Annotated in this window: 15 protein-coding genes; 10 read left to right on the forward strand and 5 right to left on the reverse strand. The window is 35.3% G+C overall.

The genetic code is table 11. The features are described from left to right. Positions 1–66: 66 nt before the first annotated feature. A complete protein-coding gene (def, locus tag NSQ18_RS03330) occupies positions 67–621 on the forward strand; it encodes a peptide deformylase (protein ID WP_016838293.1) in 555 nt (184 codons plus the stop codon). A gap of 115 nt (positions 622–736) precedes the next feature. Here the strand turns inward: def and NSQ18_RS03335 are convergent, their stop codons facing one another. Further along, on the reverse strand, positions 737–1,507 hold the full coding sequence (locus NSQ18_RS03335) for a Cof-type HAD-IIB family hydrolase (protein ID WP_016838291.1): 771 nt from the start codon (positions 1,505–1,507) through the stop codon (positions 737–739). 447 nt (positions 1,508–1,954) lie between these two features. Between NSQ18_RS03335 and NSQ18_RS03340 the strand changes: the two genes are divergently transcribed. Both NSQ18_RS03340 and rnjA read left to right on the forward strand, forming a co-directional pair. Further along, complete coding sequence (locus tag NSQ18_RS03340) at positions 1,955–2,164, forward strand: DNA-directed RNA polymerase subunit epsilon (RefSeq protein WP_016838289.1); 210 nt, start codon at positions 1,955–1,957, stop codon at positions 2,162–2,164. Between the two features lie 5 nt (positions 2,165–2,169). Then, entirely contained in the window at positions 2,170–3,834 is a 1,665-nt protein-coding gene (gene rnjA, locus NSQ18_RS03345; protein ID WP_016838287.1) for a ribonuclease J1, read from the forward strand. Between the two features lie 453 nt (positions 3,835–4,287). Here rnjA and NSQ18_RS03350 read toward each other — a convergent pair whose 3' ends face one another. Further along, positions 4,288–5,427, reverse strand: a complete 1,140-nt coding sequence (locus tag NSQ18_RS03350) for an IS110 family transposase (RefSeq protein WP_096549889.1) — start codon at positions 5,425–5,427, stop codon at positions 4,288–4,290. A gap of 830 nt (positions 5,428–6,257) precedes the next feature. On the opposite strand from NSQ18_RS03350, the gene NSQ18_RS03355 reads away from it, so the two are divergent. After that, entirely contained in the window at positions 6,258–6,917 is a 660-nt protein-coding gene (locus NSQ18_RS03355) for a TrkA family potassium uptake protein (RefSeq protein ID WP_016838285.1), read from the forward strand. A 123-nt stretch (positions 6,918–7,040) separates the two neighbouring features. On the opposite strand, the gene NSQ18_RS03360 is transcribed toward NSQ18_RS03355, so the two are convergent. Together NSQ18_RS03360 and NSQ18_RS03365 are read right to left on the reverse strand one after the other, a co-directional pair. Continuing rightward, a complete protein-coding gene (locus tag NSQ18_RS03360) occupies positions 7,041–7,484 on the reverse strand; it encodes a TlpA disulfide reductase family protein (RefSeq protein ID WP_339288955.1) in 444 nt (147 codons plus the stop codon). A gap of 41 nt (positions 7,485–7,525) precedes the next feature. Next, positions 7,526–8,068, reverse strand: a complete 543-nt coding sequence (locus tag NSQ18_RS03365; protein ID WP_016838283.1) for a peroxiredoxin — start codon at positions 8,066–8,068, stop codon at positions 7,526–7,528. A gap of 302 nt (positions 8,069–8,370) precedes the next feature. On the opposite strand from NSQ18_RS03365, the gene NSQ18_RS03370 reads away from it, so the two are divergent. The 5 genes from NSQ18_RS03370 to NSQ18_RS03390 are packed head-to-tail and all read left to right on the forward strand — an operon-like array spanning position 8,371 to position 12,707. Further along, positions 8,371–8,913, forward strand: coding sequence for an XRE family transcriptional regulator (locus NSQ18_RS03370; RefSeq protein WP_016838282.1), 543 nt, complete (start codon positions 8,371–8,373; stop codon positions 8,911–8,913). A gap of 18 nt (positions 8,914–8,931) precedes the next feature. Then, on the forward strand, positions 8,932–10,032 hold the full coding sequence (locus tag NSQ18_RS03375; RefSeq protein ID WP_016838281.1) for an ABC transporter ATP-binding protein: 1,101 nt from the start codon (positions 8,932–8,934) through the stop codon (positions 10,030–10,032). Further along, on the forward strand, positions 10,025–10,831 hold the full coding sequence (locus NSQ18_RS03380; protein WP_016838280.1) for an ABC transporter permease: 807 nt from the start codon (positions 10,025–10,027) through the stop codon (positions 10,829–10,831). Before NSQ18_RS03375 ends, NSQ18_RS03380 begins: the two co-directional genes overlap by 8 nt. Continuing rightward, positions 10,831–11,634 carry an ABC transporter permease gene (locus NSQ18_RS03385; protein WP_016838279.1) on the forward strand — a complete coding sequence of 268 codons (804 nt, stop codon included), beginning with the start codon at positions 10,831–10,833 and terminating at the stop codon, positions 11,632–11,634. The genes NSQ18_RS03380 and NSQ18_RS03385 overlap by 1 nt, the downstream gene beginning before the upstream one ends. Beyond that, positions 11,631–12,707 carry an ABC transporter substrate-binding protein gene (locus tag NSQ18_RS03390; protein WP_016838278.1) on the forward strand — a complete coding sequence of 359 codons (1,077 nt, stop codon included), beginning with the start codon at positions 11,631–11,633 and terminating at the stop codon, positions 12,705–12,707. Before NSQ18_RS03385 ends, NSQ18_RS03390 begins: the two co-directional genes overlap by 4 nt. 111 nt (positions 12,708–12,818) lie before the next feature. Here the strand turns inward: NSQ18_RS03390 and NSQ18_RS03395 are convergent, their stop codons facing one another. Then, entirely contained in the window at positions 12,819–13,271 is a 453-nt protein-coding gene (locus tag NSQ18_RS03395; RefSeq protein WP_096550550.1) for a GNAT family N-acetyltransferase, read from the reverse strand. A gap of 307 nt (positions 13,272–13,578) precedes the next feature. Between NSQ18_RS03395 and NSQ18_RS03400 the strand changes: the two genes are divergently transcribed. After that, entirely contained in the window at positions 13,579–14,781 is a 1,203-nt protein-coding gene (locus NSQ18_RS03400; protein WP_026019072.1) for an MFS transporter, read from the forward strand. Positions 14,782–14,855: the final 74 nt, after the last annotated feature.

Genomic DNA, 14,855 nt, shown 5'->3' on the forward strand with positions numbered 1-14,855 from the left:
TTGACATATGGTATTTTTAAATAGAAAAACCTTCATTTTGATAGAGAAATTGAAAGGAAGTAAAATATGATTTTAATGAAAGATATTGTCCGTGAAGGTCACCCTGCTTTAAGAACGAAAGCAGAAGAGATGAAATTCCCGTTATCAGATGAAGAGCGTAAATTAGCAGAGGATATGTTGCAGTTTTTAAAAAATAGCCAAGACCCGGAAATAGCAGAAAAATATGAATTGCGTTCTGGAATAGGGCTTGCAGCAAACCAAGTAAATTGTTTAAAAAGAATGTTTGCCCTTCATATTGAAGAAGAAAATGGAGAAACACTCAGCTTTGTCGCAATCAACCCAAAAATCGTCAGCCACTCTGTAGAAAAAACGTACTTACCTAATGGTGAGGGCTGCTTATCCGTTGACCGCAATGTTCCTGGGTATGTTCCTCGATATGCACGGATTACGGTAAAATTCTTCACTGTTGATGGCGAAGAGAAAAAAATGCGTTTAAAAGGTCTTCCAGCGATATGTTTTCAACACGAATTGGACCATTTAAACGGGATTATGTTTTATGATCATATTAATAAAGAAGATCCATTTGCTCCTATTCCAGATGCTTTTCCTTTTGAAGGTTAATAAGCATAAAAAAGAAAACCCTAAAAGCACCAATTTTGTCTTCAGTGCTTTTGGGGTTTCTACTTGTATGAGACAAATGCCGAGACTTCGAAAAGTCATCATGCATATAAATAGATTAGATGATTTCTAATTTTTTCATCACTTTCGCAAGCCCATCATTGTCAACATGTTCACCTACAACATCAGCTACTTCTTTTACTTGTTCTTTGGCATTACCCATTGCTACCCCTACACCAACTGCTTGAAGCATTTCAATGTCGTTTAATCCATCACCAAAAGCAATGGCATTTTCAATGGGAATATTCATTTTTTCCAATACTTTTTTAATCCCTCTCGCTTTTGAACCGTCTTTTGGAAGGATATCGCAAGAGTACGGATGCCAGCGAACAAATTTAACATTTGAAAATGTTTCGTGATAAATCGCTTCCTCTTCTTCTTCCATAAAAATAAGTGTTTGATAGACAGCATTTTCTTTATAAAAATGAGGATTAATTTCGGGATACGGGTAGCGTAACGATAGTAAACTTTGTTCGATTTTTTTGTTTCCTTCTGTTGTAGCAATCATTTTTTCGTCATCAATAAATACAACAGGATGATTGCGCATAGATCCGAATTCAATGATTTCCGTTAAATCGTCTTGTGGAACACTATCTGTAAAAATCACTTCATTTTTATAAACAACATATTGTCCATTAAAAGTTATAAAAGTATCAATCTCTAACTCTTTTAAAATCGATTGAATCATAAAAGGAGCTCGACCTGTAGCAATGGCAATTTCATAACCGTTCCTCTTTGCTTGATAAATTGCATCCTTCGCAGATGGAGGCAATCTTTTCTTACTATTATAAAGTGTACCATCTACATCAAAAAACAGAACCTTCTTCATTGTCACTAACCCTTCTAATGCATATTTATATGTAAATGAAAAATACTTTACATATATATAATTCTACCTTATACTTTAAACTAAGGAGTGATGTGCCATGTTAAAAAGACTCAAAAAGAAACTTTTGAAGCGTCTTAATGGCATCCTCGGTAAAAAATCAATCGCTTAAGCCCTTCAAAAACGGAGGGCTTTTCTTTATTTTAAAAGATTCACATGATAATATAAAGGAAATGCATTTTATTTCGCCATGTTACAAATTTGAAATTTTGGTATATAATGAATATTTCTTAATAAATTTTGTCACTTTAACTAATAGGCCACTTCATGCAGATGGTTGTGAAGATATAAACCATTTGCGTTAATATAATAAATACCAATTGATTATATTCGTAAAAAGTGGAAAAATAATAAATGCAAAAAATGTTCGGTTAAAGAGGGAGAGAAAAGATGATTTACAAAGTGTATTATCAAGAAAATCCAGATGAAGTACCAGTTCGCGAAAATACGAAAAGCCTCTATCTAGAAGCTAATTCAGAACGAGAAGTCCGCGAATATTTAAAAGATCGCCACATTTTGATTGAATATATCCAATTACTTGAGGGCAATTATTTAGAATATGAAAAAAATAGCCCGAATTTCCGTTTGGAGAATGCATAATCTATATGAAATTTGTAAAAAATGATCAAACTGCCGTTTTTGCTCTTGGCGGACTGGGCGAAATCGGCAAAAATACTTATGGAGTACAATTTCAAGATGAAATTATTATCATCGATGCAGGGATTAAATTCCCTGAAGATGATTTGCTAGGAATCGATTATGTAATTCCTGACTATACTTATTTAGTACGTAATGCCGATAAAATTAAAGGCCTATTTATAACTCATGGCCATGAAGACCATATCGGTGGAATACCGTATTTATTGCGCCAAGTAAATGTACCTGTGTACGGTGGAAAACTTGCCCTTGGGCTTTTGCGCAATAAATTAGAAGAACACGGTTTACTACGTCAAACGAAACTGATTGAAATTAAAGAAGATGATGTCATTAAATTCCGAAAAACATCTGTTAGTTTCTTTAGAACAACACATAGTATTCCAGATGCATTTGGAATCGTTGTAAAAACACCGCCTGGAAATATCGTTCATACTGGTGACTTTAAATTTGATTTTACACCAGTGGGTGAACCAGCCAACTTAACGAAAATGGCAGAAATCGGACGCGATGGCGTGCTTTGTTTATTATCGGACAGCACAAACGCAGAAGTACCTAACTTTACAATGTCAGAACGAAAAGTTGGTGAAAGCATCCACGATATTTTCCGTAAAGTTGAAGGACGTATTATTTTTGCAACGTTCGCTTCCAATATCCATCGACTTCAACAAGTAACAGATGCAGCTGCTCAATATGGAAGAAAAATTGCAGTTTTCGGACGATCGATGGATAATGCTATTTCCATCGGTCGAGAATTAGGATACATTACTGCACCAAAAGAAACGTTCGTTGACGCTCAAACAATCAATCGCCTACCAGCAAATGAAGTAATGATTTTGTGTACAGGCTCTCAAGGCGAACCAATGGCGGCTTTATCGCGAATTGCTAATGGTACTCACCGTCAAATTCAAATTCAGCCAGGAGATACAGTTGTATTCTCCTCTTCGCCTATTCCTGGCAATACGATTAGCGTCAATAAAATTATTAACTTATTATACCGTGCTGGTGCAGAAGTCATTCATGGATCTATTAACAATATTCATACTTCAGGTCACGGTTCCCAAGAAGAACAAAAATTAATGCTTCGCTTAATGAAGCCAAAATTCTTCATGCCAATTCACGGTGAATATCGCATGTTAAAAATGCATACGAAACTTGCTATTGATTGCGATGTACCGGCTGAAAATACATTTGTAATGGAAAATGGAGATGTACTTGCACTCAGCTCAAACGAAGCTTACGTTGCAGGACGCATCCCTTCAGGCGATGTTTACATTGATGGAAGCGGAATTGGTGATATCGGAAATATCGTGTTGCGCGATCGCCGAATTCTTTCCGAAGAAGGATTAGTCATTGTTGTTGTTAGCGTAGATATGAAACAACAAAAAATTGTAGCAGGTCCTGATATTATTTCTAGAGGTTTTGTTTATATGCGTGAATCTGCTACACTAATTAGCGAAGCACAGAAAATGCTTGCAGATCATTTAGCAGAAATGATTCAAGAAAAATCTCAATGGACAGAATTAAAAAATGAGATAACAGATATTTTATCTCCATATTTATTTGAAAAAACTAAACGTAGACCAATGATTTTACCAATCATTATGGAAGTATAAAAATCTGAGGCTGTCTAGAAAAATTAACCTTCTAGACAGCCTTATTTCTTCGATTCATGTTGTCATTCAATTTTATATATTGCTAACTCGCTTCCTTCTTTCTTTATTAATTGACTATTATGTCAGCTATTTTGACTATTATGCTTTTGCGTATGGCTAATATCTTCTGAAATTTGACTATTATCTCCCATCGATTGCGGCTTTTTTATCGATTGGCTATTATGTTCGTTCCTTTGACTATTATTCTCTCGTGAATGACTATTATCTGCGGAAGTTTGGCTATTATCTCCCTTTGCTCTCGGCTTTTTCTGTGAAAATAATTTAATTCCACTTAGCCCATGAATAGCTTCAATCTATTGAGGGTAATATATAAATAACCTAAAAAAGACAATAAGAAAGCAGAGCTACCTAATGGAAGGTAACTTTGTTTAAACTTATTCTTCTTTGGTTATACTAATTAATTAAAGGTTCTTTATAAGGCTCCTTATTAATTAGCATGGAGTAAATGATTCGAAGCATTCGATGCGATATGGCAACGAGTGCTTTTTTCTTTCCTCTTCTTGCAGCAATCGACCAATATTTAGCAGCTAACCAACGATTCCTACTTCTAGAGATTGCCCATGCTACTTCGCACAGTACAGTTTTGATATGAGGATTCCCTTTAGTCGTTTTAGTTGACTTTCGTTTTCCTGCACTTTCATGATTTCCTGGAGCAACTCCGGCCCAAGACGCTAAGTGTTGAGAGGTAGGAAATTGTTCCATGTTCACCCCAATCTCTGCAATAATAATTGCTGCGGAATCCTTTTTAATACCCGGAATCGTTAGTAATAACTCCACTTCTTCTTTATAATTCTTCAGAATTTCATCTATTCTTTCCTCGATTTGGCTGATTAATGATTCTAAATAAACGATGTGTTGCCAAGATTGTTTGATTAGAAAGATTTGATGATCGTTTAAAGTACCGAATAAAGAGTCTGTAATCATTTGTTTTTTGTGCTTCATTCTTCCGTGAATACTATTTTCTACATCAATGGAATCAACATATCCATTTTGAATTAATTTGGATAGAAGTTTTCTTCCAGAAACACCAAACACATCTGAAATAACTGAATTTAGTTTAACATTTGAGCATTCTAATACTTTCAGAATCCTATTTTTTTCTGAAGTCAAATGGCCGATCCATTTTTTACGAAGCCGAGTTAAATCACGAAGGTTTCGTATATCTTCTGGTGGAACAAAACTTTTTTCAATCAGTCCATAACGCAATAACTTCGCAATCCACTCTGCATCCGAAACATCTGTTTTTCTTCCAGGGACATTCTTGATTCTTTGAGCATTCGCTAATGTAATATCAAAGTAATCCTCCAAAATGTTATAAACAGGTTTCCAATAAACTCCAGTACTCTCCATCGCAATGTGCGTAATGCCATGGTTTTCCAACCACTTTAGTAAACGAAAGAGATCCTTTGTTAAAGTGGGGAAAGTTTCTGTTTCAATGAATAATTCATCGTCCTGTTCGCCAATCATGACACAAGCAACAATTGTTTCAGCATGTACATCTAATCCTGCACAACGTGTCATCAGTACATCCAATATAATCCCTCCCATAAAGTAGATTCACAAACAGCGAGTGAATTTGAAATATAAGCATTTTTCTGTACGTAGTCATCATTCCAAATGAATGAGCTAACAATGGGTTGTTCACCAAATCCACTCAAACAGTTTTTTATTCAGGGTATCATCCACCATAAAAGCCTACGTATTGTTAACTGTTTGTGTTATCTACATTATGGGAAAGAAATATCCATTTTCATGCCAGGGTTGTGAATGAAAATTCATGATTGTTTTTTATCGCTTGGCTATTATGTTCGCTCCTTTGACTATTATCCTCTGGCGTGTGACTAATATCTTCTGAAATTTGACTATTATCCCTCTCTGCTCCCGGCTTTTTTTATCGCTTGGCTATTATGTTCGTTCCTTTGACTATTATCCTCTTGCGTATGGCTAATATCTTCTGAAATTTGACTATTATAGCCCATCGCTTGCGGCTATTTTTATCGATTGGCTATTATGTTCACTACTTTGACTATTATGCTCTTGTGAATGACTATTATCTTCGGAAGTTTGGCTAATTTCTCCTATCGCAAACTTTTTAATCGATTGACTATTATCTCAGATCAATGGAATCCATTACTTCTATTCGATTAAATAAATGAAGAAAGTAGACTTGAAATCATTGAGAACGAGGAAAAAGCTTTAAAGCCTTCACTTGTGATAATGGTGTTTGGTTTGCTTATTATAAACGTATACGATTCACGAAGTAAACCATATGGAAACAACTAAAAAATAACCTTTCCCTCTATTTGTGGATTTCGAAATAGTAAGCTAAAATAATGTCATCGATGCATGTACGGAGGTAACAAATGAGAAAAGAATTTGTAGTTATTGGGTTGGGACGATTTGGAGGAAGTATCTGCCGGGAATTAGTTCGACTTGGAGCAGATGTGATGGCAATTGATTCTTCATCTGATCGAGTGGAAGAATTTTCTAAAATTGCTACCCATGCGGTTATTGCAGATTCCACAGATGAGGAAGCATTAAAATCACTCGGTATCCAAAACTTTGAACATGTGATTGTGGCAATTGGAGACGATATTCAAGCAAGTATACTCACGACATTAATTATAAAAGAATTAGGTGTACCCCAAGTTACTGTAAAAGCGCAAAACGATTATCATGCAAAAGTATTACAAAAAATAGGGGCGGATTTAATCGTACACCCAGAACGGGACATGGGTATTCGCATTGCCAATAACATAATGTCGTCCAATGTCCTTGATTATTTAGAATTATCCGATGAGCACTCCATTATGGAAATTAAATCAAACCATCGCATTGCTGGATATTCTATTAAAGATTTAGATATTCGTGCGAATTACGGAATTAACATTATCGGGATTAAACGAGGCGAACAAATCATCATTTCTCCTAGTGCCGATGAAAAAATATTATTAGGCGATATATTGCTTGTCATCGGAGCTGTAGTGGATATTAACCGCTTCGTCAATCGGGCGATGACATAATAAGTGATATATTTCATGAAGCCTTGATGAAGCTTTTCTTTCCAAAAAACAACTCTTTTGAAACAATCATGATACAAAAAAAGCTGTCTGAAGAGTTTTCTTACCTTCAGACAACTTTACCTTTTATTTTTCCTCTATAATCCTGTTTACCCGCTGTTCTAACATTTTCATTCCTTTTCCACCAGCTTGATAGTGCCTCAAAAAACCGGAGCGGTCAAACAAATAATAGGAAGGCACATATTCATTTTTAAATAAATCCGATAATACTAAATCATTATCTACAAATATAGGCTGTGTTATATTTAACTTATCCGCTACTTGTTTAATTGTTTCAATATCCGTATCTTCTTTTGAACGAGGCATATGCACTGCTACGACACTCAAGTAATCTTTATACTTTTCACGAAATCGATTAAAATCGGGCATAGCTTCTTTGCATAAATAGCAGCTGACTGACCAAAAGTGGATTAACGTGAGTCTTTCCCCTAATAATTCTTCTCTTCGCACTTTCCCATTAATCCATATTGTTGCACCATCCAATTCTGGTAATGGTGAACGCAATTTCATCAACTTTCCCCCTTAAATATATCTCCCATGCCTCTGTAAAATCATAATGTAGATTGACCAGGGCGCCAATTGGCTGGGCATAACCCGCCCGTTTGAAGAGCCTGTAATACGCGCAATACTTCATCAACATCCCGACCAATATTATTGTGATGTATGACTTGATATTGAATCTCACCATCTGGACTAATAATAAATAATCCGCGAAGCGCTACCCCTTCCTCTTCTATTAAAACACCAAACTTCCTTGAAACTTCGTGATTGTGATCCGAAGCTAAAGGGTAATTTAGTTGTCCAATACCATTTTTCGTCCGCTCTGTATTGATCCATGCTAAATGAGTATATATTGAATCTGTCGACACACCGATTACTACTGCATTTAATTCTTCAAACTCATCATAGCGATCGCTCAATGCTGTAATTTCCGTGGGACATACAAAAGTAAAATCCATTGGATAAAAAAATAGAACAGTCCATTTCCCTTCATTCATGATATCTTCCAAAGCAACTTTTCCAAAGGTCTTATCCGGCATTACTGCATTCAATTCAAATAACGGAGCCTGTTTATTCACTAAACATTCTGCCATGTGAGATTCCCCCTAACCGCCAAAATGAAGGTAATACTTTCCTTTTTTTACGTTAACAAATGCATTCCGTATTTTCAATTATTTTGGGTACAACGCTTCCTAATATCTTACTGAAAAGTTAAAAAAATATTGCATTTTTTCTTTATATAAATATGAAAAATTTATAAAAAATTGTTGCATTCCAATTAAAATTAGGTATAATCATTATCTGTAATTGTAAACTAAAAGTTTTGTAAAAGTAAACTTTCTTACAAAAAGTTTAGAAAAAATAAACTACTTGTCGAAAAAGAGGAGTTTTATCTATGCAAATCGGAAAGAAAATTAAAGCATTGCGCATTAAGAAAGGGTTAACTCAAGAAGAGCTCGGAGAAAGAACGGACTTAACTAAGGGTTACATTTCACAACTTGAACGCGATTTAAACTCCCCTTCCATCGACACGCTTTTTACCATTTTAGAAGTATTAGGTTCCACCCCTAAAGAATTTTTTGATGATGATTTTGAAGAACAAAAAGTGGTTTACAGCGAGGAAGACCAAACCTCTTATATAGATGATGAAAAAAAATATGAAATCAAATGGCTTATACCGACTTCCAATGATAAAGAAATGGAACCGGTCATTATCACATTTCAAAAGGGTGGCGAATATAAACAATTCGAACCTTCTCTAGCTGAAACATTTATTTATGTATTAAAGGGTCGGATTCGAGTTGTTTTAGGGGAAGAAGAATACATCGCCAGTGAAGGAAATTCAATCTATTATGAAGCTTCAAGCAATCACCAAATATTTAATGCCAATGATGGTGAGTCACAATTGCTTCTTGTAGCAACAGAATCTTATCTATAGTGTTTAGGAGGCTTGGATATGAGTAACACAATTATTCAATTTGAAAATGTATCAAAATCTTATGACGATGGGACAGTAGTATTAAAAAACATAAACTTTGAATTAGAGAAAGGAAAGTTTTATACCTTACTTGGACCATCAGGTTGTGGAAAAACAACGATTCTTAGAATAATTGCGGGTTTTACAGAGCCTTCTAGCGGAAACGTCTATTTTAATGGAAAAAAAATCAACAACGTTCCTGCTCACCAACGACAAGTAAATACAGTATTTCAAGACTATGCGCTATTTCCACATTTAAATGTCTTTGAAAATGTCGCATTCGGATTGCGCATAAAAAAGATAAAAGAAAGCGAAATTAAAGAGCGTGTTATGGAAGCGCTGAAATTTGTCAATTTGGAAGGGTTTGAAAGCCGTGAAATTTCTGAGATGTCAGGTGGTCAGCGACAACGTGTAGCCATTGCACGAGCAATTGTGAATGATCCCGAAGTGATTTTACTAGATGAGCCACTATCTGCCCTTGACTTAAAATTACGTTCTGAAATGCAATACGAACTCAGAGAATTACAGCAGCGACTTGGAAAAACCTTTGTTTTTGTCACTCACGACCAAGAAGAAGCCTTAGCGATGTCTGATGAAATTTTTGTATTAAACGATGGTGAAATTCAACAATCAGGTTCCCCTGTTGACATATACGATGAACCAATCAACCGATTCGTAGCGGATTTTATAGGAGAATCAAATATCGTTGAAGGCATTATGTTAGAAGATTACAAAGTGCAATTTGCCGGAAGAGTTTTTGATTGTGTTGATAAAGGCATGAAACCAAATGAAAAAGTAGATATTGTCATCCGACCTGAAGATTTGGAAATTACATCAGTGGACAAAGGAAAACTCGTTGTAACAGTCGATACTCAATTGTTCCGCGGTGTGCATTACGAGTTATCCACTTATGATAAAGACGGTAATGAATGGCTCGTTCATTCTTTGAAAAAGGCAGAAGTTGGCGAAGAAATCGGCTTAAACTTTGATCCAGAAGCAATCCATGTAATGCGTTTAAATGAGACGGAAGAAGAATTTGATAAACGATTAGAATCATATGGAGAGGGTAACAATGCGTGATCGTGTAGCAAAAGGGCCGCTCATTCCCTATCTCCTTTGGATTGCTTTCTTTGTCATTGCGCCAATTGCCTTAATCGTTTATTATTCCATGCTAGATTTAAACGGCAATTTCACATTGGAAAACTATAAACGATTCTTTTCGCCTGTTTATATCCAGATGACACTTACTAGCTTTTTTTACGCTGTCATCATAACTTTCTTTACATTGCTTATTTCTTATCCGATGGCATTTATTTTAACGAAAACGAAACACAAATATCTTTGGCTCATGTTTATCATTATTCCATCATGGATTAATTTACTATTAAAAACTTATGCTTTCATCGGAATATTTGGTTTATATGGACCGATTAACGCAGTGGTCAGCGTATTTGGAATTGAGCCACAACAAATTTTATTCACTGATTTTAGTTTTATATTTGTTTCTGTTTATATCTTTATTCCATTTATGATTATCCCGATCTTTAACTCCTTAGATAAGTTAAATCCAACATTAGTGGATGCAGCAAGAGATTTAGGTGCATCACCTTTTACTACATTCCGCCGAGTAATTTGGCCATTAACAATCGAAGGCGTGAAGTCGGGAATTCAAGTTACATTTATTCCTGCATTATCACTCTTCATGATTACTCGCTTAATTGCAGGAAACCAAGTGATTACATTAGGGACAGCTATTGAACAGCAATTCCTCGTTGCCCAAAACTGGGGAATGGGTTCAACAATTGCCGTATTCCTTGTATTAATCATGTTAGTAAGTATGTTATTCACTGGTAGAAAAGCAAAAGGAGGTCGCGTGTAATGAATAGATTATCTACACCAGCAAAAATATATGTCGCCGTTGTATTCATCATATTATACGCGCCGATCTTCTATTTAATTTTCTACTCATTCAATAGCGGTGGTTCCATGCATAATTTTGAGTCATTTACATTGGAACATTATCAAGCTGTTTTTGAAGATTCTCGGTTGTTAGTCATATTAATTAACACAATCATCATCGCCCTGTTATCTAGTTTAATTTCTACGATTCTCGGTACTTTAGGGGCAATTGGAATTGTGTCAATAAAAAACCGAAAAATGCGAAATACGTTGCTTTCATTAAATAATATTATGATTGTAAGCCCAGATGTAGTGATTGGTGCAAGCTTTTTAATTCTCTTTACGATGATTGGAGTAAAACTCGGATTTACGTCAGTCCTAATCTCACATATTGCTTTTAGTATTCCGATTGTTGTTTTAATGGTATTGCCGAAGTTATTAGAAATGAATCCAAATTTAATTGATGCAGCACAAGATTTAGGTGCCACTAAACGGGATGTTTTATACCGTGTAATCGTCCCTTACATTAAACCTGGCATTTTTGCAGGCTTCTTTATGGCACTCACCTATTCATTAGATGATTTCGCTGTTACGTTTTTCGTAACCGGAAACGGATTCTCTACATTATCTGTAGAAATTTATTCCATTGCTCGCGTTGGTATTTCATTAACAATTAATGCCCTTTCCGGAATTATCTTTGTCGTGACGGTTCTTATTGTAATTGGTTACTATTTCGTAACCCGCCGCACGAAGCTTGCTAACGGGGGGTTAGGACGATTATGAAATCATTAATTAACTTAAGTATCGCTATTTTACTACTTTGTGCGGGGCTTTACTTCGTTGCTGATCAATTGGAAGCTTCCGGCGGCAAAGGAAGTAAAGACACGATTACAATTTACAACTGGGGAGACTATATCGACCCAGATTTATTAAAACAATTTACTGAAGAAACTGGAATTAAGGTCATTTATGAAACATTTGATTCCAACGAAGCAATGTTGACAAAAATCCAACAAGGTGGAACGACATATGACATCGCCATCCCATCTGAGTATACTATTGAGATGATGATTGAAGAAGATTTACTCCACCCAATTGATCATTCAAAAATACCGAATTTACAATATATTGATCCCTATTATTTAGACTTACCTTTTGATCCGAAAAACAAGTATTCTATACCATATTTCTGGGGTACAGTTGGCATTGTCTTTAATCCAAATTTAATTCCAGATCATATAACTTTTGAATCATGGAACGATTTATGGGATCCTTCCCTGAAAAGAAAAGTATTTTTAGTGGATGGTGCCCGCGAAGTAATGGGAATGGGTTTAAACTCCATTGGCGAATCGTTAAATGCAAAAGATGAGAAATTGTTGCGTCAAGTAACTGATAAACTCGTCACCCTTTCTCCAAATATTAAAGGGATCATCGGTGATGAAATCATACCTTTAATGATTAATAATGAAGCAGCTGTTGCCCTCACATGGTCCGGATCAGCAGCTGATATGATGTCAGAAAATGAAGAATTAGATTATGCAGTACCACAGGAAGGATCAAATTTGTGGTTTGATAACTTTGTCATTCCGAAAACAGCAAAAAATATTGATGGTGCACATGCTTTCATCAACTTCATGCTGGATCCTGAAGTAGCAGCGCAAAATGCTGAATATGTTGGTTATTCCACACCAAATAAAGCTGCATTAGACATAATGGATCCAGAAATTGTTAACGATGAACGTTTCTACCCTCCTGAAGAAATAAAAGATCGGTTAGAAGTATATGAAAATTTAGGCTTAGAATGGCTAGGAAAATATAACGAATACTTTTTGGAATTTAAAATGTCCATCAGGTAGCTCTTTTGTCAATGACAAAAATGAATGATTGAGAGTTTCTTTTTAAGAAACTCTCAATTTTATTCTTTTTCAGGGTTTTATTAATATAATCTTTTTCTTCTCATAGTCGTTCTATAATTCTTGGGATAGCCGAATCATATCCCTGCATTGAATGCCATTTTCAAAAATCTCTATATCGTAGTGCCTTATAAAATAATCTCTGTCGATACCGGTAATTCGAAAACCGCATTTTTGATAAAGAGCTAGTTGGGAGATGCTTGAGTTTCCGGTTCCAATTTCAATTGTTTTAAAACCTTTTTCTTTTGCTGTATTCACTGCATGCATAACCAAAAGTTTTCCTATTCCTTTTCCTTGATAGTTTTCAGCAACAGCAACATTCACGACTTCCATTGTTTTGGGTCTTGTCGCAAGCAGGACATAAACTCCTACAATTTGATGATTCATTTCCGCAACATAGCATTCACCTCTTTTTAAATATTCTTCCACATTGTCCACAGAAGGATCCGCCAATAACAACAAATCCATTGGCGGATTTTCATTGTTATTTAATAATCGTATAATCATAAAATCCCCCTTTTAAATTAATTAAGGAAGTAAAATGCCAAAAGGTTATAAATAATAATTTGTCCACCTTCACAATTGGTTGGACCATATAAAATTTTACTGTTTTCTGTTGTAAATATCATGCTTAGCAATTTTAACTACGCTGTTCAGAGGAGGCAGATACAGTGATTGCTTTATATTTATATAGCAGATTGTTAAAATAATCGATTGATTAAAATTCTTTCTCCTATATTTTCCTTATTGTAATATGATAAAATAGTTCATTATTTCATAGTAAGTTTTTTGAATTAAATGGAAGGTGATCGGAATGTCACAGAGAAAGAAAAAGTTGGTCATGTTTATGTTAATGTTTAACTTATTCATTACAATGGGAGGCATTGGAATGGTGGTTCCGGTGTTACCTTCCTACCTGGATCTTTTTGGAGTTGGGGGTACCATCCTCGGATTTTTAGTTGCTGATTTTGCCTTTGCCCAATTTATTTTTTCTCCGATCGCAGGGAATTTATCGGATTTATATGGACGAAAATTCTTTGTCATTTTGGGATTAATCGTTTTTGGATTTTCACAAATCTTCTTTGGGATAGCAAAAGCAATTTGGATGCTGTTTTTTGCCCGTTTCTTGTCAGGAGCTGGCGCTGCCTTCATCATGCCACCGGTGATGGCCTATGTAGCGGATATTACAACAGTGGAAGAACGGGGAAAAGGAATGGGATTTCTCGGAGCAGCCATATCTCTTGGATTTATGATTGGGCCAGGGATTGGTGGATTTTTAGCTAAAGTGAATTTGCATTTTCCCTTTTATTTTGGAGGGATCGTTGCTTTAATAGCAGCCATCGTTTCTTTTATCGTGTTACCGAATATTAAACAACAACAGAAAGAACGATTAATAACAAAAGGGAAAGATAACATCTTTCAACAATTATTACGTTCCCTTCATACGCCCTACTTCGTCATGTTATTAGTCGTCTTTGTTTTTAGTTTTGGTATCGCAAATTTCCAATCGACGTTGTCTATGTACTTAACTTATAAATTTGGCTATACGCCTATGGATATCGCTATCGTTATGATAATCGGCGGTTTTCTTGGTGTAATTTTACAAGTATATATTGTCGACCAGCTATTTAAACGATTCGGTGAGATGAAAGTTATATTAGTCAATTTGATTATTGCTGCACTTTCCATGGTTGGTATGGTGTATATAAAAGGATTTTTCATTATTATTACCATTACGTCTATTTTCCAAATTGCCACAACTTTTATTCGGCCAGCAGTCAACACATTAATTTCGAAATTGGCAGGGGCTGAGCAAGGTTTTGCCGCTGGAATGAATAATGCATATATGAGTTTAGGTAATATGGTTGGTCCCGCCCTCGCAGGAATAATGCTTGAATGGAAATTATCTTCACCATTTATTCTTGGTGCATTCATCTTATTTGCCTGTTACATATTAGCTCACCTTTGGACAATGAAAAAAGCACCACAATTATTGAAAGCAAATGAAGAATATTAATAGAAAAAGAGCGGATGGAATAAAATCGTTCCATTCGCTCTTTATTTGTTTATTGAGAATTAGTTTTTCAAATA

This window comes from Ureibacillus sp. FSL K6-0786, assembly GCF_037965165.1.
GTDB lineage: Bacteria > Bacillota > Bacilli > Bacillales_A > Planococcaceae > Ureibacillus > Ureibacillus thermosphaericus.